Source organism: Enterococcus quebecensis (assembly GCF_001730365.1).
GTDB classification, from domain to species: Bacteria; Bacillota; Bacilli; order Lactobacillales; family Enterococcaceae; genus Enterococcus_L; species Enterococcus_L quebecensis.
The window spans coordinates 60,466-86,225 of the sequence record NZ_MIKB01000015.1; the positions used below are offsets into that span (position 1 = coordinate 60,466).

22 protein-coding genes and 1 CRISPR repeat array are annotated in these 25,760 nt (G+C 34.0%); of the genes, 2 read left to right on the plus strand and 20 right to left on the minus strand.

Annotation, left to right across the window (positions count from 1 at the left end; all coding sequences use genetic code 11):
* Positions 1 to 236: 236 nt before the first annotated feature.
* Positions 237 to 1,568, minus strand: a complete 1,332-nt coding sequence (locus BCR23_RS09980; RefSeq protein WP_069635354.1) for a dihydrolipoyl dehydrogenase family protein — start codon at positions 1,566 to 1,568, stop codon at positions 237 to 239.
* A gap of 817 nt (positions 1,569 to 2,385) precedes the next feature.
* Between BCR23_RS09980 and BCR23_RS09985 the strand changes: the two genes are divergently transcribed.
* The gene (locus BCR23_RS09985) at positions 2,386 to 2,919 is read left to right on the plus strand and encodes a LysM peptidoglycan-binding domain-containing protein (RefSeq protein WP_069635355.1); all 534 of its coding nucleotides are present in this window, start codon (positions 2,386 to 2,388) and stop codon (positions 2,917 to 2,919) included.
* 352 nt (positions 2,920 to 3,271) lie between these two features.
* Here BCR23_RS09985 and BCR23_RS09990 read toward each other — a convergent pair whose 3' ends face one another.
* The 6 genes from BCR23_RS09990 to BCR23_RS10015 all read right to left on the minus strand — a co-directional run bounded on the left by BCR23_RS09990 (position 3,272) and on the right by BCR23_RS10015 (position 9,491).
* On the minus strand, positions 3,272 to 4,822 hold the full coding sequence (locus BCR23_RS09990) for a bifunctional metallophosphatase/5'-nucleotidase (RefSeq protein WP_069635356.1): 1,551 nt from the start codon (positions 4,820 to 4,822) through the stop codon (positions 3,272 to 3,274).
* Between the two features lie 26 nt (positions 4,823 to 4,848).
* Complete coding sequence (locus tag BCR23_RS09995; RefSeq protein WP_069635357.1) at positions 4,849 to 6,057, minus strand: bifunctional metallophosphatase/5'-nucleotidase; 1,209 nt, start codon at positions 6,055 to 6,057, stop codon at positions 4,849 to 4,851.
* Positions 6,058 to 6,074: 17 nt separating this feature from the next.
* Positions 6,075 to 6,854, minus strand: a complete 780-nt coding sequence (gene phnE / locus BCR23_RS10000) for a phosphonate ABC transporter, permease protein PhnE (protein WP_069635358.1) — start codon at positions 6,852 to 6,854, stop codon at positions 6,075 to 6,077.
* The gene (phnE, locus tag BCR23_RS10005; protein ID WP_069635359.1) at positions 6,854 to 7,633 is read right to left on the minus strand and encodes a phosphonate ABC transporter, permease protein PhnE; all 780 of its coding nucleotides are present in this window, start codon (positions 7,631 to 7,633) and stop codon (positions 6,854 to 6,856) included. The genes phnE (BCR23_RS10000) and phnE (BCR23_RS10005) overlap by 1 nt, the downstream gene beginning before the upstream one ends.
* A complete protein-coding gene (gene phnC / locus BCR23_RS10010; protein WP_069635360.1) occupies positions 7,630 to 8,397 on the minus strand; it encodes a phosphonate ABC transporter ATP-binding protein in 768 nt (255 codons plus the stop codon). The genes phnE (BCR23_RS10005) and phnC overlap by 4 nt, the downstream gene beginning before the upstream one ends.
* Before the next feature lie 164 nt (positions 8,398 to 8,561).
* Positions 8,562 to 9,491 (minus strand): phosphate/phosphite/phosphonate ABC transporter substrate-binding protein, encoded by a 930-nt coding sequence (locus tag BCR23_RS10015; protein ID WP_083241939.1) that lies wholly within the window; start codon positions 9,489 to 9,491, stop codon positions 8,562 to 8,564.
* A gap of 681 nt (positions 9,492 to 10,172) precedes the next feature.
* Between BCR23_RS10015 and BCR23_RS10020 the strand changes: the two genes are divergently transcribed.
* Positions 10,173 to 10,652 (plus strand): hypothetical protein, encoded by a 480-nt coding sequence (locus BCR23_RS10020; RefSeq protein ID WP_069635362.1) that lies wholly within the window; start codon positions 10,173 to 10,175, stop codon positions 10,650 to 10,652.
* A gap of 210 nt (positions 10,653 to 10,862) precedes the next feature.
* Here BCR23_RS10020 and BCR23_RS10025 read toward each other — a convergent pair whose 3' ends face one another.
* From BCR23_RS10025 to cas4, 13 genes are all read right to left on the minus strand, one after another.
* Complete coding sequence (locus tag BCR23_RS10025) at positions 10,863 to 11,399, minus strand: HdeD family acid-resistance protein (RefSeq protein ID WP_069635363.1); 537 nt, start codon at positions 11,397 to 11,399, stop codon at positions 10,863 to 10,865.
* A gap of 337 nt (positions 11,400 to 11,736) precedes the next feature.
* Positions 11,737 to 16,116, minus strand: a complete 4,380-nt coding sequence (locus tag BCR23_RS10030; protein WP_069635364.1) for a MucBP domain-containing protein — start codon at positions 16,114 to 16,116, stop codon at positions 11,737 to 11,739.
* The gene (locus tag BCR23_RS10035; protein WP_069635365.1) at positions 16,113 to 17,174 is read right to left on the minus strand and encodes a WxLIP family cell surface protein; all 1,062 of its coding nucleotides are present in this window, start codon (positions 17,172 to 17,174) and stop codon (positions 16,113 to 16,115) included. The genes BCR23_RS10030 and BCR23_RS10035 overlap by 4 nt, the downstream gene beginning before the upstream one ends.
* Before the next feature lie 135 nt (positions 17,175 to 17,309).
* Entirely contained in the window at positions 17,310 to 18,035 is a 726-nt protein-coding gene (locus BCR23_RS10040) for a WxL domain-containing protein (RefSeq protein ID WP_069635366.1), read from the minus strand.
* Between the two features lie 87 nt (positions 18,036 to 18,122).
* Positions 18,123 to 18,347: a hypothetical protein gene (locus tag BCR23_RS10045; RefSeq protein WP_069635367.1), complete on the minus strand. Its 225-nt coding sequence runs from the start codon at positions 18,345 to 18,347 to the stop codon at positions 18,123 to 18,125.
* 9 nt (positions 18,348 to 18,356) lie between these two features.
* Positions 18,357 to 18,674, minus strand: coding sequence for a hypothetical protein (locus BCR23_RS10050; RefSeq protein ID WP_069635368.1), 318 nt, complete (start codon positions 18,672 to 18,674; stop codon positions 18,357 to 18,359).
* A gap of 2 nt (positions 18,675 to 18,676) precedes the next feature.
* Entirely contained in the window at positions 18,677 to 19,780 is a 1,104-nt protein-coding gene (locus BCR23_RS10055) for a WxLIP family cell surface protein (protein ID WP_069635369.1), read from the minus strand.
* Positions 19,781 to 19,814: 34 nt separating this feature from the next.
* The gene (locus BCR23_RS10060) at positions 19,815 to 20,468 is read right to left on the minus strand and encodes a hypothetical protein (protein ID WP_069635370.1); all 654 of its coding nucleotides are present in this window, start codon (positions 20,466 to 20,468) and stop codon (positions 19,815 to 19,817) included.
* 126 nt (positions 20,469 to 20,594) lie between these two features.
* A complete protein-coding gene (locus BCR23_RS10065; RefSeq protein WP_069635371.1) occupies positions 20,595 to 21,344 on the minus strand; it encodes a winged helix-turn-helix domain-containing protein in 750 nt (249 codons plus the stop codon).
* 267 nt (positions 21,345 to 21,611) lie between these two features.
* Positions 21,612 to 22,703, minus strand: a complete 1,092-nt coding sequence (locus tag BCR23_RS10070; protein WP_069635372.1) for a tyrosine-type recombinase/integrase — start codon at positions 22,701 to 22,703, stop codon at positions 21,612 to 21,614.
* Positions 22,704 to 23,302: 599 nt separating this feature from the next.
* A CRISPR array of direct repeats spans positions 23,303 to 23,607; the repeat unit is 34 nt; unit sequence AATTTCAATCCACTAGCTCTATACAGAGCTAGAC.
* A gap of 171 nt (positions 23,608 to 23,778) precedes the next feature.
* Positions 23,779 to 24,069 carry a CRISPR-associated endonuclease Cas2 gene (gene cas2 / locus BCR23_RS10075; protein WP_069635373.1) on the minus strand — a complete coding sequence of 97 codons (291 nt, stop codon included), beginning with the start codon at positions 24,067 to 24,069 and terminating at the stop codon, positions 23,779 to 23,781.
* Between the two features lie 9 nt (positions 24,070 to 24,078).
* Positions 24,079 to 25,110, minus strand: a complete 1,032-nt coding sequence (gene cas1c, locus BCR23_RS10080; RefSeq protein WP_069635374.1) for a type I-C CRISPR-associated endonuclease Cas1c — start codon at positions 25,108 to 25,110, stop codon at positions 24,079 to 24,081.
* Complete coding sequence (gene cas4 / locus BCR23_RS10085; RefSeq protein WP_069635375.1) at positions 25,107 to 25,760, minus strand: CRISPR-associated protein Cas4; 654 nt, start codon at positions 25,758 to 25,760, stop codon at positions 25,107 to 25,109. The genes cas1c and cas4 overlap by 4 nt, the downstream gene beginning before the upstream one ends.

Below are 25,760 nucleotides of genomic sequence, written 5' to 3' on the forward strand. Positions count from 1 at the left end.
TATCTATAGTTTAAAAAGAAATGTCTATAATATCTAATGCTTTTTATTTATGTAATTGATAAATAAAATTTATCAATTCTAGTATACCAAAACAGTACTTTTCAATTTTAAAGTAATTATCCTATTATTACTTACACCTTGCTGCAAGTCAATAGTTACTTTCCCCCTACATAAAGCATAAAAAACAAGGGGGAGACAAAAGTAAAAAGTACTTTTGTCCCAACCTCGTCTACTGGTTAGTATAGATAACCCAAATCACTTGAAACAGTTGGATAAAGCATAATCATGTCATCTACTTTAGATGATGTTACTTTTTGGTTGATCATCAAAGTAAACATATTGATCAGTTGATCCGCTTCATTTCCTAGTATAGTTGCCCCTACTAATAAACCAGTCGCTTTTTCACTAATAATCTTAGCTTTAACTAAAGGTTCATTAATATGTTTATACGTAAACCATTGTGACAAATCTAAATCTTTTATCTCATAGTCATTATTTTCTAAAGTCTCTTTTCCTGTCAAACCAACTTGAGCAAGTTTCGGTGAACTAAAGATAATCGTTGGTAGTGCAGGATAATGAATTTTATTTTGCTCTTTTTCGGTAAGTAGTTTTACAAGATAACTACCTTCAAAACTAGACACTGGGGTTAGCTTAGGTTTGTTTTTTTGTAGACAATCTCCTAATGCATAAATATTTTCTACAGTGGTCTGCAAGTAATCATTTACGACAATTCCTTTATGTGTATAGTCTAAACCTATTTTCTCCAAATTTAGATCTTCAACGTTCGGTATCCGACCAGTTGCACAAAATACTTGATCCACTGACAATGTTCCTTGACTGGTTAAAACTACTTCGAATTGTTCCCCTTGTTTCGTAATCACTTCAGCTGACTCGTTAAAATGAAAATGAATGCCTCGATCTTTAAGATTTTCAAGAAGATCATTCGTTAACTCTTCATCAAACCCTTTTAATGGCCGTTCATTATGATGCAACAGATGAACCTCACTACCGCAACTATTCGCAATATTTGCCAATTCAAGGGAAATATAACCACCACCAACAAAAGCAATCTTTTCAGGTAACGTTTTCATACTTAGAAAATCAGTACTTGTGCCAAAGTACTCTTTTCCTGGAATATCTAAAATGGCTGGTCGCTGTCCAGTCGCAAGAATAAAGTTCTCTGATTCATAGTCCACATTATCTACTGAGATTGTGTGCTTATCTTTAAATACAGCTTTTCCAGTAATAGTGTAGATACCTGCTTTAATTAACCCCTCTTTTTGTTCAACTGGTACAGGTTGAGTGAACTTTTCTTTAAAGGTCATCAAATCATTCCAATTGATTTTCGGAACTGAACTAAAACCGCGTTCCTTCAATTGAATCATATTATCTCTTGCTTCAACCACTCCATAAAGAACTTTTTTAGGATCACAGCCACGATTAGGACAAGTTCCACCCCAAAGATCAGCTTCTACTACAGCAACTTTTTTTCCTTTTGCAGCTAAACCGTATGCTGCTGCCATTCCTCCAGGACCGCTGCCAATAATGATAACGTCAAATCGCTTCATTGTAACATCCTCCTCTATTTCCAGCTCATTTAAGTTTGATCAATACTGAAATCTAACCCCATAATACGATTTTATTATAACAAAGGTTTGAAAATGACGCATATAATCGGCCACTTTAAGTCAAAATTTGAGACTAAAAAAGCCTGAAGTACATAAGTCTCCATACTTTCAATTTATTTATATTTTGATTTTTTTGCATGTAGCAATCAACAAACTCCATAATACCATCAATAATAATCGTTTGACCTGTAATATAAGCTGAATCTTTCTCCCATAAAAAAAGAACCCACCTTTTCTAGCTCTTTCGGCTCAGATAAACACTTTAATGTACTATCTTTTCAAGTTGTTGTATGACCCATTCGTCATCTTTTTCAGCTTCACACCAAAATTAGTTCTCTGTCCATGAAAAATCTGTCAAACAGTATAATTAATAGATTCATAAACTTATCAAAAACAATCATATTTCCAGAAAAATAGCTTTTTATTTGCGATTTTTTGTAATTAGAATGCTTTTCTAGATAAACTTCATAACTGCGTAAAGAATTTTCCGAACTATTTTATAAGCAAAAAAAATGAAAAATAAATTTATTATCAAGAATAATCATATACAAATACTCAAAAACCTATACATTGACACTTAAAGATATTTTTTTTCATGTTATGCGTTTTTTTATTTTATTTTTTTTAACAAAAAAAATAAGTGCCACCATCAACAAAAATTTTGCTCTTGGTGAGAGCCTTATTATTGTGATATACTATTAGTGCTTTGTTCTACAGTATTTGCCTTATATATTTTTATGAAAGGAGGGCAAACATTTTGAAAGAAGAATACTCACGACGTAATCAGCAACGACCTGCAACAACATCAAAATCTTCCATAGTAATCGTTATTTTATTGTTACTTATAAATACACTTGCATTGAGCGGATTACTATTTTTGTATGTCCAAGCAAGTTCAAAACAGAAAACACAGTTGGATGGCATAGAAAAAACAGTAAGCTTATTAGAACAACGAACCAACGGACAAACATCCGCTTCTGAAACCACAGAACATAATGTTCCTGTTAAAGAAAGTTCTACTCAGGTAAGCAAAACCGTAGAAACTGGTGTGACCAAAGAAAGTTCAAACCAATCAGATCAAACTATCCCTTCATCGGAAGTTACTGAACAACAAACTGAACATTCAACAGAGCCAGTGACACCACCTGCAGCAACATCTTATACCGTTCAAGCAGGAGACACACTATCTGTGATTGCTGAAAAAAATAAAATTCCACTTCAAGAGTTAATGACTAAAAATAATTTGACTGATTCCACAGTCTATATTGGACAAGTGTTATCATTACAATAAATTATTATTTTCCCCTACATAATTTTATCTAAAATATTACACTTGTTATACAAGATACGGAACGAAACTAAAAAGTTTTGTTCTGTATTTTTTCGTTATTATGAAATTGGAAATTCTTCTCTAAAAAAATCTCCGTTAGTAAAAAAGAACAACTAGCAGATTATCCAAGTAGTTTGAAAGGGGATGGGGCAAAAGTAAAAAGTACTTTTGCCTCATCCCCTAACTACGAATAAACAATGGGATCAAAAGTCATCCCTACGACTTATTTCCGAAGGGATTTCACGCCCTCTATTTCTAAAAACTCTTGCCTTTCGCAATAAAGCAAGATAAAACTAAAAATTTACCCCTTTTGTTACTTAGGTCCATTCTTAATATCTTTGATACAAGAATAATTTATCTCATACTTTAAATTCTTTGGTATTCTGATTTCTTCTTGTGACTGAATATACTCAACAATCAATCCTACAATCTCTTCTGATCCCTCATCAAGTACAGGACATTCTTGATAAGTAGGAAAACCTCCACCACCACTAGCACGATAATCACTTAACGCGATCGTAAATTCATCTGAGTCTTCGACCCGTTGATTTTTATAACTCAATTCTACCAATCGTTCTCCTGCTTTTTGGCAAAGATCAATTGTATAATCAATCCCTACAAAAAAGTCAAAATGGTAATGCTGGATTTTAGGATACAAATAGTTTGGTGAAATAATCACCTTATCCTGTTCATCCAAACTAAAATAATCTGAGTTTTTCTCAACAACTTGCTTCAATTGCTTACCTGTGATTTTCAATGTAATCAGTTGATTCGTGTAGGGATACGTAGCAATCACATCCCGCATTGTTACATTCTTATGAAACCCAGGCGATGTATTGGCTAAACATACAACTGCGATTTGAGCTTGGCTTGCTTGCAGCTGAACCGCTCCAATCAATTCTACAATCGGACTTCCGTGTAGTGCCATCTGCAATTTTCCTTCAGCTAAAGCATCAGTATCCAACTTACCGATCGCTTGATCCAACCAACTCTGCACTTTCGTTTCTAAAATCTGTAACTGATTTGTTAAATTTGATTCTGCTTTGACACTAGGACTGCCAACAGTCGATGTTATCTTTATAGTATCTTGTGTTTTTTCGATATCAATTTCAAAATAATTCGCTGCATTAGCAGAAGGTTGTACAATATAAGTACCATGTAATAATTGTCCTTCGATTAATAGATGTTGATGTCCTGTCAAAAGAAGATCAAAATCAAGCTCCTCACAGATTTTATAGCCGATATTTTCACTTGTCTTGGACAATATTTCTCCAGACCTTACATCTCGTTCAAAGCCACCATGATATATACAAATCGTTAAATCAACATGGCCTTTTATTTCTTCTAATGCTTCTTTAGCTGCTTCAAATGGATCAGCCACTGTAATATCCTTAATATTTTCGGCCTTTTCCCAAACATTGATATAATCTGTCACTACACCAACTATCCCAATTTTCAACCCATTTGCTAAGGTTTTTATCGCTCGTGGGAATTTTTTCATTTGTTTTTTTGTATCTATTATATTTTCACAAACACATGTTGCATCTAATGCCTCTAAATACTTATATAAGTAACTTGTTCCGTAATTGACATCATGATTCCCCAATGTGACAAAATCATACCCCGTTCGGTTTAACACTTCTGCTTGAGGAAACCCTTCTTCTGGATGAGCTTGGCAGTAAGTAGCTAAGGCTGATCCTTGAAGCATATCTCCCCCATCAATGATCAAGGTATTTTCATCTTTTTGAAAATTGGGGACACATTTTAATAACCCCATATTTTTTTCTTCTGTATCGGCGTAATCTGTTGGAAACAAGTAGCCATGTACATCAGATGTATAATAGATTTTCATATTTTTTTTCATATTTTTTCACCTCACATCTAATTTAGTCACAAATGGTCGCTATCGTTATTCAAAATAGAAATATACTCATCAAAAACATTGTAGATGTAATTACTTTCCAATCGATAACTCGGAAAAATTGCTGTATTTGCTGTGATGCGATAACTTGACTGCTCAGGTATAATCTGACCTTCAGTTAATGTTATCCCTTGAACTGACTGAGTTAGTAGTAGTTCTTTTAACTCATCTTTTGACACATGATATGTAGAAAGTGTGTAAGGTGGTTTAAAACTGGCTAAAAAGTCCCCTATTGTTTTCCCCTTAATATTGACTTTATAATACGATCCTGGAACTTTTTTAGCTAAATACTGACTAAATCCATTTAGATCTAGCTCTTTTTGCAACCATTTTTCAAAATCCCCTTCGTTGTATAAAGTATAGCTGGCCGTTGAATAGTTTTCAGTATCAATCAATTGCGCTTTTTTATCAATTATTTGTGTATTTTGAAACGAGAATGTTAACTCTCCAATGTAATTCCCTCGATATCCAGGCTGTACAAAAGCAGTATCATTTAGAATCCCCGCATTCATTCGATGTTGATGACCGCAAATAACCCCATCAATCCCAGTAACTTCACTAATAATTCGATAAGTCTGATCTTCACCTGTATCATATTGCGTTGGACTGCCATCTATCATATCTCGTTCGATGCCACCATGATAACTAACAATCACTACATCGACTTGCTCACGAACAACGGGTACCCATTGATTTAAGGTATCAACAACACTGATAAACTTTAAATTTTTGATTTGATCATAATCAGCAATTTGTGGCATCGCACTAGTAATTACACCAATAATACCTACTTTTATATTGCCGCGTTCAATGATTGTATATGGATCAAAAATCAGTCTATCTTCTAAATCTAAAACATTTGCACAAAGGTACTTCCCATTAAATGCGTTCACTTGGCGTTTCAAAAAATCAATACCATAATCAAAATCATGATTTCCTGGAACCATTACGTCAAATCCAAGCTTGTTTGCCAGATCGACTAAGGGAGAAACAGTTGTAGTTGTATTAAAAAAAGTAGTCAAAGGACTACCTACAAAAAAATCCCCATTGTCGATTAAAATTGGCTCATGATAGTTTTCAGCAATTGTAGAAAGAGAGCAAATACCGCTCTCTTTCTGTTCTGATGCTGTCAAAAAACCATGGACGTCTGTTGTACTTAATATTGTTAATTCATCCATTTTTTTGTCCTCACGAATTACTGTAATTTTTTACGTAGATAACCGGTAATTGCATCAATCACAAATACCGTAATAATGATTCCAAATAAGATAATACCGACTTTATCCCATGCTCTTGATTGAATCGCAAAAATCATCGGCGCACCAATCCCACCAGCTCCAACTAGGCCTAAAGTAGCTGCACTTCTAACAGCTATTTCAAAATGATTCAGGGCTAAAGATAGGAACGTTGGAATCAATTGTGGCAATCGAGCATAAAACATTGTCTGCCAAAAATTAGCACCCACAGCTGTCATAGATTCCACTGGCGCTTCGTCCATCGACTCAATTTCTTCAGTATATAGTTTACCTAACATTCCAATCTGATGAACCCCAATTGCCAATACCCCAGCAAAAGGTCCTGGTCCTACCATCTTTACAAAAATAATCGCATAAACAAGTTCTGGAAAAGCTCTCAAAACATTACAAATGAACTTGCCTATTTTCGATACGATTGTATTTGATTTCCATAAATTATGCGCACTAATAAAAGTCAATGGCAACGCTAAAACAGTTGCAATAACAGTCCCTAAAAAGGCAATACCAATCGTCAATACCAGTAAACTCAATAAATCTTCACCACTACCATCATAAACATATGCCCAATCTGGGTGAAATAATCCTGAAAGAACGGATGTAACCATATCAAAAGACATATTTCCAGCTTCTGAATAATCAATACCAGCTGCCGAGTAGAGAATAATTGCTAAAACGACAATAATTGGCAAATAGCTTTTTAATTTTCGACTTGTGCTCATTATACCAACCTCTTTCTGATAATTTCACTAATCCAATCGATCGTAATCACCACAACCAATATAGATAAAATAATAATCGATACACGATCATAACGCATCAGGCTCAACGAAGAATTCAAAATCACACCGATTCCACCAGCTCCAACATAACCTAAAATTGTTGATGCACGGATATTCACTTCAAATGCATACAATGAGTAGCTAGCAATTTGATGAGAGATTTGCGGTGCAATTGACCAAAATGCGACCTGAGTTTTCGTTGCACCGACTGATTCAGCTGCTTCAATCGGCCCATGATCGATTGTTTCAATTGCTTCATAAACTAATTGAGAAACCATTCCAAAAGTAAATACGGCAATCGTTAGCACACCTGTAAATTCACCAATACCAAACATTGCTACGAATAAAGCAGCTAGCAGTAAATTAGGAATCGTACGAACAACACTCATCAAAAATCGAATAACCGTCGTCACAAAAAAGTTTCTGGTAACAACCGTTGTTGCTAAGAATGCAAACGGTACAGCAAAAACAACTCCAAGTGTTGTTCCTACCACTGACATTTTTATCGTCTTTAGCATGGGTTCTATGATTTTAGGAATATAGCTCCAATCAGGACTAAGAAATCGTTGTAAAAAGATACCCATCTGATCTAAGTTATTAAAGACATCCGCCATTTGTGCTCCCGTTACTCTAGCACTTGAAAACACACATAAAAGAACCAATGCGACAATAAATAAATGTTTATACAAATCACGGTGAATCGTATCTTTTAACTTCATTGATCAGCACCTTCAGTTTGTTTCAAAATATCTGCTCCGTAAATACTAGTTAAGACTTCGTCTGTTGCTTGTGCCGCTGTTCCATCAAAAACAATTTCTCCGTCACGTAATCCAATGATTCTACTAGAAAATTCACGCGCTAAATCAACCGAGTGCAAATTAATCACAACTGTATGGTTCAATTCTTGATTGATTTTTTTCAAGTCTTTCATGATTTTTTGAGTTGTGATTGGATCTAATGACGCTACTGGCTCATCAGCTAAAATAATTGATGCTTGTTGAACCAATGTTCTTGCGATTGACACACGTTGTTGCTGCCCCCCACTTAATTCATCACTTCTAGAGTGTAATTTATCTGCTAAACCGACACGCCCTAAAGCATCACTTACTAAAGCATAGTCGTCTTTTGAAAAAATACCGAAAATACTTTTAAACGTTGAATAATAACCTAATCTGCCAGAAATAACATTTTTTTGTACTGAACTTTTTTTCACTAAGTTAAAGTGTTGAAAAATCATTCCAATATTTCTGCGAATTTTTCTTAAGTCTCTTTTTTTGGCTTTAGTAATTGAAGCACCATCAATGATAATGTTCCCCTCACTAATTTCGTTTAAACGATTAATTGATCGCAGCAAAGTACTTTTACCAGCTCCACTTAACCCGATAACAGAAACAAACTCACCATCATTAATTGTTAAATTAATATTTTTTAATCCTTTAACCCCGTTACTATAGGTTTTTGTTACATTTTCAAATTGAATCATGATTTCTCCTTTTGATAAAAAAATAGAAAAGTGAGTAGAACAAAACTCTATAAGTTTTGCGCTACTCCTTTAGAATCCGTATAAAATATAGAATAGAAGCAGCTTGTCAGAAATCCTACTTCTATGTCTCCGTCTTTCAAGCCAACTATTAATGTAGCAAAACTTTATTCCGCTGCTTTTTCTGTATATTCTTCAACGGTATCATAGTTTTTATCGTCCGCTTCTACATAGCCTTTATGTCCCCACATAGCCATAGCTTCAACACCATCTTTGTCTTTAGGCATTGCCAAGAAAACGTCTTTGACTTTTGCTTGTAAGTCTTTATCCATTTTCGGCTGAACAGCGATCGCATCGTTGGGAATATCGCCTTTTGTTAGATAAAGAACTTTTAAATCTTTGAACAAATCGTCTTTTTCAAATTTTGAAGCAAACACATTACGAGCTCCTTCAAAAACAAAACAAGCATCTTGCTGACCATTTAGGACAGAAGTGATTTCACTTGGGATATCATTAACTGTTGTAAGTGTGACATCTTTGGTTGGGTCAATCCCTGCTTCTTTCATTTCAACAACAGGATAAATGTACCCACTAGCTGAGTTTGGACTTAAACTAGCAATTTTTTTGCCTTTCAAGTCTTTCAAAGAATCAATTCCACTATCTGCTCTAACAAGAACTTCTCCTTTAAATGTGCTGGATAATTTGCCTTCTTCTGGTTTACCTGTTTCACGATTAAAAGCACCTAGCTCTGAAGATAAAATCGCCGTTGCAGCTTTTTGATTACGTGCTTGAACATATGCTGAAGGTGGCATGATACCGATATCTACTTTGCCAGAGGCCATCGCTTCAACAATCGTTGAGTAATCTGTTGCCAAAGTAACGTTCACATCACGGCCTAATTTTTCTGATAAAAATTTTGCGAAAGGCTTCGCCTTTGCTTCCATTGAGCCATCATTGTTGGTAGGAACAAATTGTAATTCTAATGGTTTTGTATCATCAGCAGCTTTTTTATCGCCACTTGCCCCACATCCTGTAAGTAACCCTACACTCAATCCAATAACAGACAGTAATCCTAACAATTTCGTTCTCTTTTTCACTCTTTCCATCCCTTCACATTTCGGCGTTGCTAAAACAAAGAATTCTCTTTGCTCCAGTCATACACATTGTATTTTAGTGGTGTAAATTTATCATAATAATGGCGTAAATATTGTGTAAATTCTCAAAATCTACTGCACCATTACTTATGTAAAACAACAGTGTAAATAAGTGGCACTTTTCAGAAATTCCCACTGATTTTCTCAATGTAAATAAATGTACCAAACTAAAATCAGTATAGCATAAAATCAATATTTTTCTAGACCAGTTTTTATTTTTCACTTATTTTTTTCTCATTTATCTCTTTCTATTAAAGGTAGGAAAAACCTTTATTCTAGTACATTTCTTTACTTCTCTTTACTAATTGTCTTTCTTCATTTACATCAAATTTTCGTTATCCTTTCATTTTATGAATCGTTTTTTTAGCAAAATAAATAAAATTTGAGCCTCTACAAAAATCAGCTATTTTTTACACAAAGATTAATATACACTATTATTTATCGGCAAAGTTTTAACTATTATATGTTTGTTTAAAACTGTTTCAACTGTAAAAATAGCCAAAAATAATCGGTTATAAAAATATTTATGTATATAGTGATTCTGTAACGACACTGTGAATACCACATATTTATTTTTTATAATAAACTTTCAACATTGGTAAATTGAAAACAAGGAGGATATTTATGAAACTTTTCAAAAAATTATTTATTGTAACTACAATGCTAGTATTTTTCAGCACATTCTTATCTACTTCTGCACACGCTCAACAAGCAGAAACTACGCGTTCTGGTTCGTACACTTCAACTACAGCCTTTTTATCCAATCTTGATATGAGAATTGGTAGCGAGAGATATGCAGGTAAAATGAATGATTTATTATTAGATGTTGATAATCAATCATTTACTTTAACATTTAAATTGGACGATGAGACCCATGTTTTCAAAGGGGAAAGAGATCCAAAAAAATCTGTGTTTAGAGCTTGTGATCGTTATTTGATAGATACAATCGATGATCAAAAAGTTGGAACAAACGTAGTCTTTGAATTTTTCCATTTTTCCGGCTCTAAATATCAAACCTTCCAAGTTCACACTTCTCCAGGTGGAAAAACAAGTACTGGATTAGATGTAAACCTAAGAACAAGCGCAGCTTTATATAAAAAATAATAAACATTTTCTTTACCAATGTTGAAAGTCGTTTGAATGATCCAATAGAAATTATTGTTTATTCAAATTTAGAGGGGAAAACAATACTAAAATTAAGTATTGTTTTCCCCTCTTTTATTTCTTCTATTTTTCCTGATACACTTAACTTTTTGATTCTCTCTAACAATTGGTAGTCATAAAAAAGAAGCTGACGTCAGCTCCTTTTTTACTTTATTTAATATTACGCAATTGGAAATATGACACAACTTCTCCAATGCCCATAAAAATCAGAATTCCGCCAAATAGTTGGAATAAAACCAGTAAGCTGCTGAAAGGATTAAAAGTCAACACCAAACCAGCAATGACTAAAATCACACTGTAAATCAACATCGGCATCCAACTAACATTGACATAGGTACGTAGATTAACCGCTTGAATCGCCCGAGTAACCCCAACAATCACGATTACCAAACCAAGAAAAACAGGTAATATGCTCACAATACCTTCAGCAAACGTAAGTACAATCCCTGCGATCACTAATAAAATAATCCCACCTAGAAAACTCATGCCATACGTTCCCGTTGCTTTTTTGATTTTCAATCCGTCATACAAATTGAGTATACCTATAATTGCAATATAAGCAGATATAAAATAGACAGCTACTTGAAAAACACTTCTTGGATTGATTACAATCAGTAGACCAAAAATCATATAAACGAGTCCTCGTAGCAATGCGTATTTTCTTAATTGCTCCATAACGTTGTTCATGATGAATCCCCTCCATTATCTCTCATTTATGTTACTAACTCTCTACTTACATTGTATAGAATTTCTTTAAATAAGACGAATGATATGGATTATTGATTGTTATTCTTATGAACAATAATTCTTAAATTCAAAAATGAACGCTAGTTGAAAACAGGTTATGGAAGCTCACTTAAGTTCGAGTAATTGAACTAAAACACTGCACAATACACGCATGTATTGTGCAGTGTTCGTAAAATTTCCGAAATGACTGACTTTTTCACATCATTTATTCGGATTTTTATCGCCTGAGATAAAGCTCAAAGAGTTTTGTTTCAAACACTTTTTGAGCTTACTTTTATTATGGTGTTTGTTCTACTTGCCATAAAATCGTAGCTCGATACCCACCTGGCTGTAAAACTTCTCCTGACGGTACTTCTAGTACTAGTCCTGATTCATTTTTATCCCACTCATTGCTTATATTATACTGTCCTTTGCTTTCATGTGTTCTTTCAGCTATTGATTGGGCAGTATTTTCTGATAAAACAACTGTTTCTGTATCACTTACTTTATAACGAATAGCAAATGGCAGAGTTTTACTTGGGTCTTCTTGGCTTGTTAATGGTTTTGTTAATGTTGCTGTTAAATTCCAAGAACCACTATTTTTACGATTATCCCAAATAATCAATGGTTGATCATACTTGGCTTTTTCGACTTTTATAAATGGTATTCCTAACGTCTTGCGTCCAAAATTCAAGTAATTGGGGGATGATTGCACGAATAATCTCCCTTTGAATTGATATTGAACGGTACTTTCGTCACTTGTGACTGGAATTTTAGTTTCATTCTCTGGTTTTTTCACTAGTTGATAATTTTTATCCAAAATAGTTTTTAGAGCATCTTGTACTTTTTTTTCTTCCGTTAAATCAATAGTCGTTCCAACTGCTTTATCGAAAGTAATTTTATCATGTAAAGCTTCTCCTGTTTCATCCACAAACTCTACGTTCACTTTTTGGTTGCTTTGAATGTCTATCGTGATCGTTTTTTCGATTGTTTCTGAGTCTTTAACAGCTTTAAGTACAGCATTATAACTTCCTATTTCTGGATTAACTGGCAATGTAGTTGATTTTACTGAAAGCATAATATCTTCACTTGAACCAGTAGCAACATCAAAAGCAATTGCCTCTGATTTTTCAAGAATCAATTTATTGATTTCACCTTGGGTTAAATTTTGAAAAGATTCAGGTACACTACTAAAATTATTAGCCATAATGTAGAGTCCTTTAGTTGGCGGTACTTTATCTATTACTTGTACTGGGACTTTAATCAACGCTGTCTTGTCAGGTTGATTGGTGTCCGTCATTCGTACCATTACACTTTTCAAACCAACTGTTGATGTATCTGGCATCTCTCCTTTATACTCATACGAAGCTGTATGCCCTGGTAAAATTACAGTATCTTTGATTACTTCTGATGCCTTTTTATTGAACGCAGTTCCTTTTTCGATAATTTGGGGAATTGGTTTTGCACCAAGATTGTACACGTTAATGTTTATTGATAAGTCCTCGGAAGGCAATCCTTTCATTGGTCCTTTTGTTTCGTTAATAGCTGTAATATCCGTCACATGTTTTTTTATTGTTCCTGGTTGATCATTCAAACGACCTGGGAGTTTCTTACGATCAATAGTCACATGCCCCTTAAACTCCTTATTGGCATTTGCAATAAACGGGACCGTTACTTCTTCTTTATTGGGATAAGAAATGAATATAGTTCCATAATCACCTACATTTGGAATTTCACTTAATACATAATCACTGTCAAATTTTTTAAAATCTGAATCTTCGTAAATATTGAATTCACTTGGATTAGCAGTAAGTTTCATGAGCGGAAGTTCTTCTCCAAATCTGGCTTCATAGCCAACTTGCACAGCCTTACCAGGCTCAACACTCTTGACCTCAGAGCCATAAGTATACCCCTCTATGTATACGCCCGTTTGTGGTAACGGTGCTCCTATAGGTAGATCTTTACTCTCTAAACCTGGGTTAGAAATATCACTTCCAAAGAAGTAGCTATTCTTTGCTGGTGCTCCGTAACTCCATTGAGTTGTTCCATTGATCATTTCCCCTTTTGAATTTTTAAAGCGCATGATTAATGTGCGTCTTATATTAAAATAAGCTAGAAACTTTTTAAAACCAGCACCATCACCTAAAGAAAATGCCTTATCACCTGCCTGAGTAGTTGTAATCTGTCCCGCATTGAGTATGCCCATGTTCATAGCAAAATCTGAAATATTAAAAATTTTTTCAGATATGTTAAAATTCAAATTGCGTGTTAAAGAGAGATCATACACATACAAATTTTGTGCCTCTTTCTTAAGTAAACCGATTCCTCTCAAAGCTGTGCCATCTTTTCTACGATAAAATTTAGTGTAAATATAAGTTGACGTATCCTGAAAGCCAATACCATACTTGGGTTTAAAATCCCCGTTAAGACTATATGTGCTAATCTCTGTACCTTGCCCTCTTGTATTATTAATTCCAAAATCCTTGTTATCTTTCATTCCATATGCTAACCCTTGACTCATTGTTGATGAAACAGTTATCCCCTCAGGTCCAAAATATTGAGGAGTATTTAATCCAGGATATTCTAACAATGAAGAGTTATCCGAGTATATTCCAACATCTCGAAAACCAATATACGAATGATCAACTGGATTAAACACAACCCCTTTTTCCTTAGGAATTCCATAAGTGATTTCTTCCCACTGATTTATATCTTCATCAGCAAAAATATCATCTGGATAAATTGGTTGTATCACTTGAGTATCTTTCACTTTGCCATCCGGCATTGTTGTTGTTACTGTCACTTCTCCGCTGCCTTTGCTAGAGGCATTAATTGTTGTCTCAGTAATTCGTACATCTAGTTTTTCACCAGAAGTCAACTCCCAAGCTTCGGGTGCTATTTTTTGTGTAAGTAATTGAATAATTTGCGAAACTGTTTTCCCTTTTAGTTCTCCCTCACTTAACGTCTGTATAGCAGAATTGTAACTAAGACCTACTTTTGAATCTAAAATGATTACTTTATCTTCTCGAGTTACCGTAATAGGTATAGGAATAACTGTTGATATATCCTTTCTGCCCTTATCCGTCATTTTAATATAGCCCCAGTTAAGTCCCGCTTTGTTAGTAACAAATGTATTTACTGGTTCCGTGGGCTCGCCTGCTTCATTTTTGACCCATTCATATTTAGAGCTACCCGGATTATAGTCGTTTAAAGAGCGAACTCTATAAAAAATATTTGTTGCCTCTGTCCCCATGTCAAAATCTTTATACTGTTCCACAGTAAAATATCCTGGGGGTTTCACATTCCCTCCAAAAAGAATGACATTTCGTTTAGTAGTCGATGATTTCCCATCTAATTCTACTTTGATCGTCCCAACATACTTGTCAACCAAATCATTAACCACAGTTGTATCCGTAAATGATGCCGCAACAGTTTCCCCCGTACTCATATTCCACGCACTCAAATTCGCTTTCGATTGAATCAATTCCATTACTTCTTCTTTACTTTTCCCTTTAGTTTCATTAGGATAAATAACAATATTTGTATCAGCTTTTACCATCACCGTGTTCGCTAACAAAGCAGTTGTTTCAGCATTTGTTACACTAATAGGTACTTTGATAGTCACTGCTACATCTTCACTGGTTTTATCTGTCATTTTTACATAAGCCCAGTGAAAACCAACTGTACCTGTATCGAATTCTTTCAACGCCTTGCCATTTTCATCAACAAATTGATACACCGCATTTGTTGCTGTTGAACTGTTCACTGTTTGAAACTTGGTAAATAAGTTAGTTGGATTTGTTCCTAATTCTAATGTCACATTTCGGCCTATAGTTACAAACGTGCTCGGATTAGCGCCAAAGACGGTTACATTTTTTTGTATTGAAGCTTTTTTTTCCCCTTCTTCTGTTCCAATTGTGACCTCAAATTCAGCCTTGTATGCTCCTACAGAGGTTGCTGAAATCGTTGTTTTGATCACATCAACTGAAACGGACGTTCCGTCTTCTACGTTCCAAGAGCGGACATTAGACTTTGTTTTTACTAATTCTTGTAGCTCTTCTGGTGTCTTATTTGCTGTTTCATTTGGATACAGAATAATTCTACCATTCGTGTGATCTGTTTGAAGAGCTATTTGATTATCCATTAATAAAGATGTTCCTAAATCGGTAACCGTCACTGGTATAGGAACAACAATACTTGTTAGCGTTTTTTTCTCTGTAATTTTCACATAAATTGTTTGAAAACCTATTTGTTTACTACTGGGAGTTACAGGTGTACCATCGACAGTTACATATTCATACACAGCACCAGCTTCTGGATGTGGAATAACTTTTTTAGAAAAGAGTTTGCTGAGTTCTGTCTCATATTTAATATTAGGAAAAACTTCCTTTTGCTTCATGATCAACACCTTTGGTGTTGCCATTAAGCCTGCTTCGTTTTCCACTGGATCTAGTACTTTAGCTGTACGATTGTTTTGCTTTGTTGCTTTACTATCCGTTAACTTACGATTTTTTTTGTCGCTTTTGTTCATAGATTTCTTTTCTTCTATCTTATCTTTGGCTAGCACAGGAGTCGTTTTTGGGGATAAAATAATAACAGAAAGTATACCAAACACTGTTATTCCAACAAGAATCCACCTTATTTTAAACTGAGATAATTTCTTTTTCTTGCTCGTCATTTTCTCTCTCCTTGCTTTTTATTTTTAGCTTTTTTACGTTTTTTTAATTTATCATTTAAAATGAATACAACCACGCTTAAGCATAAACCCAAAAATACTATCAAGAAAATCACTTTAGCGTCTGCTTTACTTTCGCCAAATTTCCTATTAAGATTCTTCGCTTCCAATGTATTGATCATAAAATCTTCTGTCCAAGACCAATTCCCTCCGTGTTTCGAAGTAACATTAATTTGAGCCGAATATTTTCCAGCCCTCATTCCTTTATCAGCTAAATCTACGGGGAGATCAATCATTGAATTAGGTGCCATTCTCATCCCCTTTTTTTTATACTCAAATAACACTTTCTGTTTGTTAGCTTTCCTCACTTGAACGTCTACACTCATCCCTTCTACATAGACAGGACAAGTATTGGAAATATTAATGAACAGTTGACTTTTATTATCTTTAAAAGCTATGTATGTTTTATTTAGTGTTACGCTAGGTTTTATGCTGCTAGTATCACCAACTCTTAATAACATCCCAACTAAAAAAGCAAACTCATTAACCACGATATCTTTCTTTTCTTGCTTATTTGTTGGATTATTAACTGATGGTTTCAACTGGATGCCTCCTGCTATCAAACCATTAGCAGTTCCTTTTGGTAAAGAGATCATCATCTCTACCTGTTTACTACTTTTAGGAGGAATTACTACTTTGGTTGGTCCTTTAACGATATCTATGAACTTATTAGTTAAAGAAACATCTTCCTTTAGGTTATTAGGTCCGTACTCTACTTTACCAATACTGTTCGTTTTTGCGGTGTTTAAACTCACTTGAACAGATAAGTCTTTTGACAACGAATTGTATAGTTTAAGTGAAACTTTTTGCTCTTGTCCTGGTTTCATTGTAAGATCAAAATACCCTAGATTCTTATTCTTTTGATTCTCAGGATATTGAATTTCATAGGACAATCCATCAATCAAATTTTCTGATTCTTGTTTTGCAACACTTTGTATAGGATCAAAGAAGAGCGTGAGGCAAAATATTATAGGTAATAAATAGATCGAATATTTTTTCATCTGCTATCCCTTCTTTCTTTATAGATATGAATAATTCATTCCGTGTGGTAACATTCAATTCTGTGAACAATTTATAACAATAACTGTCAACCAATCTACTTACTTTATATATATCAACATACTCTCAATTAGTTTTTAGTATGTGTTATCAAGACTCCAAGTTACGCTACCTTTAAATGCTTTACCAGCAGCGCCTGTTCCTGTAGTAACAGTTAATTTAGTATCTGATAATTTTGTAGCAAAACCGCCTTTAACACTATCTGCTTTTGTTTTCGCAATAATATTTGTTGCAGTTGTATTTCCAGCTTCTAATGTCACACTTTTACCAACAACAATGTTATTAGGATCTTCAAGTTGACCTAAGTTATCTTGGCTAGGGACATTTGGTGAGAAGTCATTTATATCTGGATCAACTTCACCAATATCATAAGATTGAGGATCACCTAAAGTAAATGTTAGTTTTGATGGCAACTCAGTAGCTGAATCGTCTTTAGAAACTAATTTAGACAAAGAAGCAGTAACTTTCCAAGCTGAAGTTGTTGAAGCTTTTGTTTCTTCACCACCTGCTTCAGTCGTTTGTCTATCATCATTCACGACAATATATTGATCTCCAACGGTAGTATTGCTGTATGTAGCAATATTCGCTGTTGCTGATTGACGACCGAAATCAAATTTAGATGGTGTCCATACCAAGGCTAAATTATCTTTAAATGGTCCAGAACCAGGTTTTACCGGTCCATCAGTATCAAAACGAATCCCCAAGTCTGTTTGCTCTTTTCCTAATTCTTCTGCATTCGCAGGTTTTGCAAAAATCAGCAATGCTGATGAAGCAAGTAATGTTGTAAATAGTATTTTTTTCAAAATTTAATCACCCTTCTATTTTTGTAAATAAAATTGGCGACAGTTACTGTTATAAATCGTTCACAGAATAATTGTTTTCTTGCTAAACTAGCCGATTAGCTTTATTTGGTCTTTTAATAAAATAAATAGATAAATAATCAAAGCTAGACTTGTGATAGACACCGCTAACAAACTAAAATTAACAGCCAATTCCTCCTTCTTTTTCCTTAGCTTCCTTACTAAAAATACATCTCTGGAAAGTGTTAAAAGGAAAAAAAGTAACGAAACAGAGGTAAGACCTCCTAATATATAAATCCATAAATAATCTTTCATATTACACCCCTATACATGTACGCTATATATTTTGCGTAAACTAATAACACCTAAAAATACAATCAAACATGCTACACCCAACAACAACAAAATGAACGACGTCATTAGTTGTCCTAGATGAGGCAAAGCTCCGTCAGTTGATGGATATCCTGTTGGTTTCGCTTCATAAATGGGTGGTTTTGGCTTATCCTGCTCAACAAATTGATTAAATGAGATGCCCATGTCTGTCTGATCTTGATCTGCTAAAACATCTGGCGTATGACTGAATAAAGCCAAGAATACATACACCACAATGAACAATGGCCAACTAGAGTAAAGTTTTTCCATACTTACTCACCATCTCTTCTGTTGCTTTTTTTTCGTTTCTGCTTTTGCTTCCCTTGTTTTTTTCGTTTAGCAATTCGAACTTTCTTCCATTGCTTCTCCCATTTATCTCTTCTAAAAAGAGTCATTGACACAATCAAAACCGTGAGTATAATCAAGAAAACTGATGTGCCTTTAATCCAAGTTGGCGTAACAATTTTAAAGGCACTTTCTTCATTCATTTTTTTAGCCTGTTCGTTTGTAATTGTAAATTCTTTGCTCAGCTGCCACTCTTGGTAGTCATTGGAAGCATCTAATTTTAAAGTGTAGGTTCCAGAAGGCAGTGCAGCTATCCCCCAATCCATTTCAAAATCAAAAACGCTATTGGGCGCCATGCTGTAATTTTCGACAGACTTTCTTTTAACAACCTCATCTGTTCCTTTTTTAGTCATTGTCGCTACGATATTTAAATTTTCTAGTACTTTGGGTTCAGGATTTTGTAAATTAGCTAAAACCATTTTTTTACCGCGTTTAATTGATGCTTTTACTGAGTTTAAATTCAATGTTTGGGCATTATTAAATTCATCTCCCGACTCGGACGTAATCACCCCGACTCGATAAGAAAACTCTGTGGAAACCCCACTTTTTGCTTTCTCCTCATTATCCAAGGCAAATACCACAGCCCCCATTTTAACGCCAGCATATTGTTCTTTGGGAGGAGTTAATTGGATTTTCACTGTTTTTTCTTCATAATTGCCAACTGTGATAGTTGGCGTTGCTATTTTTAACATTGAAGTTATAGGTTCTTTTAAGGTCTTATCGTAATACGTTTTGTCGTTACTATACTCGATAGTTCCTGCATCTCCTGTGATCGCATTGACTCCATATATCTTTAAGTGAACACTCTCATTTTTGGTACTTTTGATTCTCACTTCCAACGTCTGTGATTCCCCTGGCGTCGTTTTCACATAAAAATAACTTCTATTGGGATCTATCTGCTTATTCGATTGTACGAGTGTCACTGTATAGCCTAAATTATTATCTTCATCTGCAGCCATCGCTTGATCTGCTAAAAAAAATAATGAAAAGATACAGACACACACCACATATAACGCATTAATCTTTCTCATGAAAAAGGGTTCTCCTAACTACTAATATTTGTTCTTATTTGATTGATTGAATTGTAATTTCTATATACCATTCATTTTTTTCATCACAACTTATTGATTCAACGAGACAGTAGCCTTTTTTAGTAAAATAGTCCGCCCAGTGTGCCAAAAATTCTTTGATATATTTTTCAGCTGCTTCTTTCGATTGAAATGGTCCTTCTACTTTAAGCCGCTCATTTTCTTCATAAAACTCATCTTTTTCTTCATACAAGTAATTAGTAATGACATATGTGATATAAACAATGGTTAAAGAAAAGATAAACAGCAACAAGAATAGCGGCCATACAATTGTTCTCAATAACATGACACAATTTATTCCAATAATTGCTAGAAATACGATTATTGAATAACGCACTGCTTTGAGTTCATTACCTTCGCGCTTATTTTTGATGTGAAACATCAAAATAAGTAGAAGATTTAACGTCATCAATAAAAAAGAAACAAATAAATACTTTAATAAATCACCTAGATAATAATTCACAGTAAATAATAGCTGAATAATGAACCTAGCTTTCCTATCAACATAAAACACTATGTTTTCGTAGAACCTTGAAAAGAGTATAAAGTTAGTGATCCATCCCATTAAAAGTGCTATTTCATAGAGATAAAAACTTCGATATTTTTGGAAATAATTCTTTTTGTCTTTCACACGTTTAGCCATCCATTTCTTTTGATAATTGCTCAAGCTATGCAAATTTTATTTATTTATCATCTTGTCATATGACTGTTATGACACTACAATCAGACAGCGATGTTTTTTCTGCTCCAATACTGATCATTGTAAAACTTTGTCATTTGTATTTTCTAAAAGATTACGTTCATTGTTTGAATAAGTAAGAAGGTATCCTTTCGTTCGAATAATTTCAATTTCAAAATATGATTGTTCTTTTAGCTTATTCCTGATATGAAAAATGAAGTTTGCCACCTTGTATTTTTCTAACAACTCTCCTGTTGAATCACCATAAATAGCCTTATTTATCTCATCATAGGTAACGACGTTATCAATATTTCCATATAATAATTCAATGATTTTGAATTCTTTTTGGGTTAATGGTATGATTTTGTCATGGACTATTAGGCTTAGCTTCGATGAATCTAAACAATGATGGTTCTGTGTATTTTTTAGATTCAGGTTATTTAATAACTGATTCTTATAATTGATTGCATTTTTTATCACTATTCCAAGTGTCTCAAGCCCTTGATCTTTTTGGATAATTTCGATTATTGAATTTTTACTTAAATGTGGATACAGTTTGATTAGTTCTGAGTTATTTTCTCCGCTAAGAATCCAAATAAACAAGGAATGATTATCTTGCAACTCAATAAGTAATTGCAACGCTTTAAGATAATCAGATGTTTCTTCCAAATTAATGATCAAACCATCTAATAGCTCTATTTGTTCTTTTTCTGTAATATCAATTAGTGAATAGCTCTGCTCATTGAGAGCTCTTTTTATCAAAATACCTACGTTATGGTTCTGCTTAGAATCAGTGCTAATATGTAATATACCAATTGTATTTTCCATAAGGCCCCTCCTTTTCAAATTTTCCTAACATTTATTTTCTTGTTTTATTTACAAACAAGAAGTATCCTCAAAAAAGCATCTATACCGACAATCTCAACCTTAAATGACGGCAAAAATGACGGCGTAATGATATTAAGATTCAAATAGATACTTTTCAAAGACTATTAAAATAGATAATAATATACAAAAAACAAAAAAGGATCGTTAAATGAAATAAATAAAGCAATCATCAATCAAACATTATAATGTTTCAAAAAAACAGAGTGTTTAACTGATTAAATTAATCGCTTTTCTTTTTTCTGACATGAATGAACTTACATACGTATCCAAGGTCATTTTAATAGAATGGTGCCCTAATAACGCACTAATTGTTGCTATATTCACACCTTTTTCCAAGCATCTAGTAGCAAAACTATGTCTAAGTTGATGAAAACGAATAACAGGAAGATGGAAACTCTGACATATTTTTTTTAACCATATGGAAATAAGTCTTGGTTCTACTGGTTTATTTCCTCCTAGTACAAAGTCTCCATTCGTTTTTTGTTTTTGAGTAGTCAAAAGTTTTCTTATATTTTTTGATAGAGGGATGGTTCTTTTAGAACTAATACTTTTAGGTGTTCCTTCAATAATTTGCGTTTTTCTATTTACACCACTAGTAACTTGTATTCTTTGTATTGTCCGCTTTACAGTAAGAACATTGGATGAAAAATCTATATCTTGCCATTTCAAACCAGCAATTTCTCCAATTCTCATTCCAGTTTCCAATGCTAATAGTATTGCAAGTCCGTTGGGATGTGTTGCTGCTTTTTCTTTCAGCTTTTTTTGTTCTTTCGATGTGATTGCGTGTATATTATTCGGCGCTTTTTTAGGTAAAACAACGGATTTACAAGGGGTTTCCGAAATGAGCTCCCTTTTTACTGCAGCAGCACAACATGTCCTCAACACTTGGTAGACAATTCGAACTGAATTAGGAGCCAAACGAGTTTCTACTTCTTTGATCCAATTATTTAAAGTATCTGTTGTGATTGATTGTAAGGGGATATCTCCTAAAAGCGGAAGGATATGTTTTATCATTTTATTTGTATAACTGGCATACGTACTTGGTTTTAATTGCCCTTGTATTTCTGTTAGCCAACAAGTTGCCCAATCTCTAAGAGTCCCTTTATACCCAATCGTTTTAAACGTATAATTATATGAATATAATGCTTTTATTGTTAACAAACTTTCTTTCAGAGCTGTATATGTTTTATTATATACATAGCCATATATAGCGCGCCCGTCACTCTTTCTCCCTTTTATATACCTTCCCTCCCAACGACCATCTTTTCTTTTATAAATGTTTTCACCTTTTCTTACCATAAATCATTTCCCCTCTCGTTTTTATTTTGACGGCGATTTGACGGCGAATAAAACTTATTGTATAACACTTATTAAATACTGATATACAAAAAAGAATTAAATAATTAGAAAATAAAATATATAAATAAATAATGTTGACAAACTAAAATAAACGTTATATCATACTTAAGGATCAAACAAACAATAGGTATTCTAAACATATTTCTTGTTAGTAAATAAAACAAGAAAAAATAAATAAATAACAAAAAATAATAATCGTATTCTTCTGATAAACTTATCTTTATTAAGAATTTCTTGTATCGTCTGATTTAACACGAATTGTTATTTAAGGATATAATTCCATGATTTTTATTCTGATCGTATATAAAACAAACTTAATATCTACAACGCTTCCCTCTAAAACATATCAAATATATAACGAAAAGAGTGATTAGGATTATACATCCTAGTCACTCTTTTACATAGTTTTACTGACCCTAAACAGTCTTATATATATATCATATGATCTTTTTAGAGATTTTATTTTGCATTTTTTATTAAAGTCTAACTCTCTATACAGAGCTAGACGAAAATCATCCCAACTTGTACTATGTTTCAAAAATTTCAATCCACTAGCTCTATACAGAGCTAGACTTTGGGAACATTATATTTGTGGCATATGTTTGACTATTTCAATCCACTAGCTCTATACAGAGCTAGACAAAGCCAACAAAAAATTCATTATCACGTCATCAAATTTCAATCCACTAGCTCTATACAGAGCTAGACATTTCGATGAAAAAATATAGATTAAAATTTAATTAATTTCAATCCACTAGCTCTATACAGAGCTAGACTAACTCACTTAATTCGGTTGGGTCAGTTATTGTCAATTTCAATCCACTAGCTCTATACAGAGCTAGACCGTGAAACCGGCAAATATATACGACATATTTTCAACAATTTCACAAAAAAGAACGAAAAAATTAAATTATAATGAGAAAAACGGTGTTTTAGGCCCGAAAAATCATTATTTTTTGGTGCGAATCCCCCAGTGATTTTATGTTCACTTCGGGTTCGCACCAAATTGGACTACTTAAAATATCAAAGGAGCTTCTACATCAAAACTTTCTTTCGCCCCAATATGCTCTACTTTATTTTGATAGTTATTTCCTAACCGATAAATACGCAGACTATCTACATCTTCGTCAATTAAATCTATTAATTCTTTCTTCAATCTTGTCAGTTCCGTAGCATCAACTATACATTCGAAAACTGAATTTTGAACACGTTGCCCGTAATCTTGACACTTTTTAGCTACTTTTCTCAAACGACGTGTTCCGTTTTTCGAGCTAGTTGCTACATCGTAAGTAATCAGTACTAACATGCATTGCACCTACTTCCATAAAAATGGCGGATAGCCATCCAAATCATCTCTTAAAAAACGACTTAACAACAATGCCTGAGCATAAGGAACCAAGCCCCAATTGATTTTCTCTCCTAAAAATGGATGTTGGATTTGTTCTTGCTTCCTTTCTTGCCACTGCTGAAAGAACTTTCGTCTACCATCATCGGTCAAAATCACTGCACCACTTTCTTTTTTAAGAAAATCCTTTCCGGTAATAACCTTCTTATTAATCAAAGTTAAAACAAAACGATCTGCATAAATTCCTCGCAATTCTTCCATTAAATCCAATGCTAACGAAATTCTTCCTGGTCGATCTTGATGCATAAATCCAACATAAGGATCCAGTCCAACGGTTTCTAGAGCGGCTGCACATTCTTGTGCCAACAATGTATATGCTAAAGAAAGCATGGCATTTACATTATCTAGCGGCGGTCTGCGATTTCTACCGTAAAAACCAAAATCCTGTTTTTGTTGTAAAATCATTTGATCAAACAGCAGAAAGTAACGATTAGCAGCCTGCCCTTCGATCCCTCTTAAAGATTCTAAGTCATTAACTTGGCGAATATCTTCAATGTATTTTTTCAGCTCGCCAGAAATTTGTTTAAACCGTTCGACATCGACTCGAAATGAATTATCTCGTGTAATTCGTTCCAACATCCAGCGTTGATTATATAATTTACCAATAATAAAATGACGGGCAATCGCTAGACTGTCCTCTTCGTTATCAGAAATACGATATTGCTTTTTCCTTAATATTACGTTTCCAGTAGTACCACCTGTGACACGGCTACCGAACTTTCCTGTTCTAGTCAAAAAAGTCAGTCCAATATTTTTTTCAGCACATTTTCGCATCAAAGCTGGGCTCGCACCCAAATAACCAGTCGTTACAATTGATTCTAAATTGTGAAGAGGGACTCGTCCTAAATTCGTGTCCTCCTTTTTTATCACAATATTTTCACCATCTAAAGCTAAATAAGTTTCAGGGGTTGTAACAAATAATGTATTTAACAACTTTCTCATTCACATAACCTCCGATCTAAATAGCCTTTGACGGTTTGAACATTCATTAATTTAGGTAAACAGATATTCTGTAACGAACATTTCTTACAGAAATTACCTGTTTTGACTTTAGGTGTATAGCGCCTTGCCCAGTATTGATGCATTTCAGCGACATTTTTCTTGAGTTCGTCACGTAAAGCTTTCGTAATGTTGATTTCTTCTCTGCGTTTCGTTTCATGATAATAGAGATAGCCTTTTGGTACTTCACAAACCAACATTTCTTCTAAGCAAACGGCTTGGGCTGTTAATTGCAAAATATCACTAAGTTCTTGTTTAGGCTTTCCATGTTTGTATTCAACAGGAATAGGTAAAAATGTTCCCGATTCTCCATGCAACGGCACACCGTTTGGTTCCTGTACAAATTCTACAACATCACAGATTCCAGTAATACCTAAAGTTGGCGAATGAATAGGCAATGCACGAACAATTAAGCGATCCTTGCGTTTTTCTCGAATGGTCGGCTGATCGGCTTTTTCGTGTAAGTATTGCCCTTCAAGCGTCAACACATTTTCTTGCCACTGTTGTTCAATATGGATCAACGCCCATTGACGGCGGCAAAAGAGAAAATGTTGAATACCGGAGATCATTAAATAATCTTGTTCGTCATACAT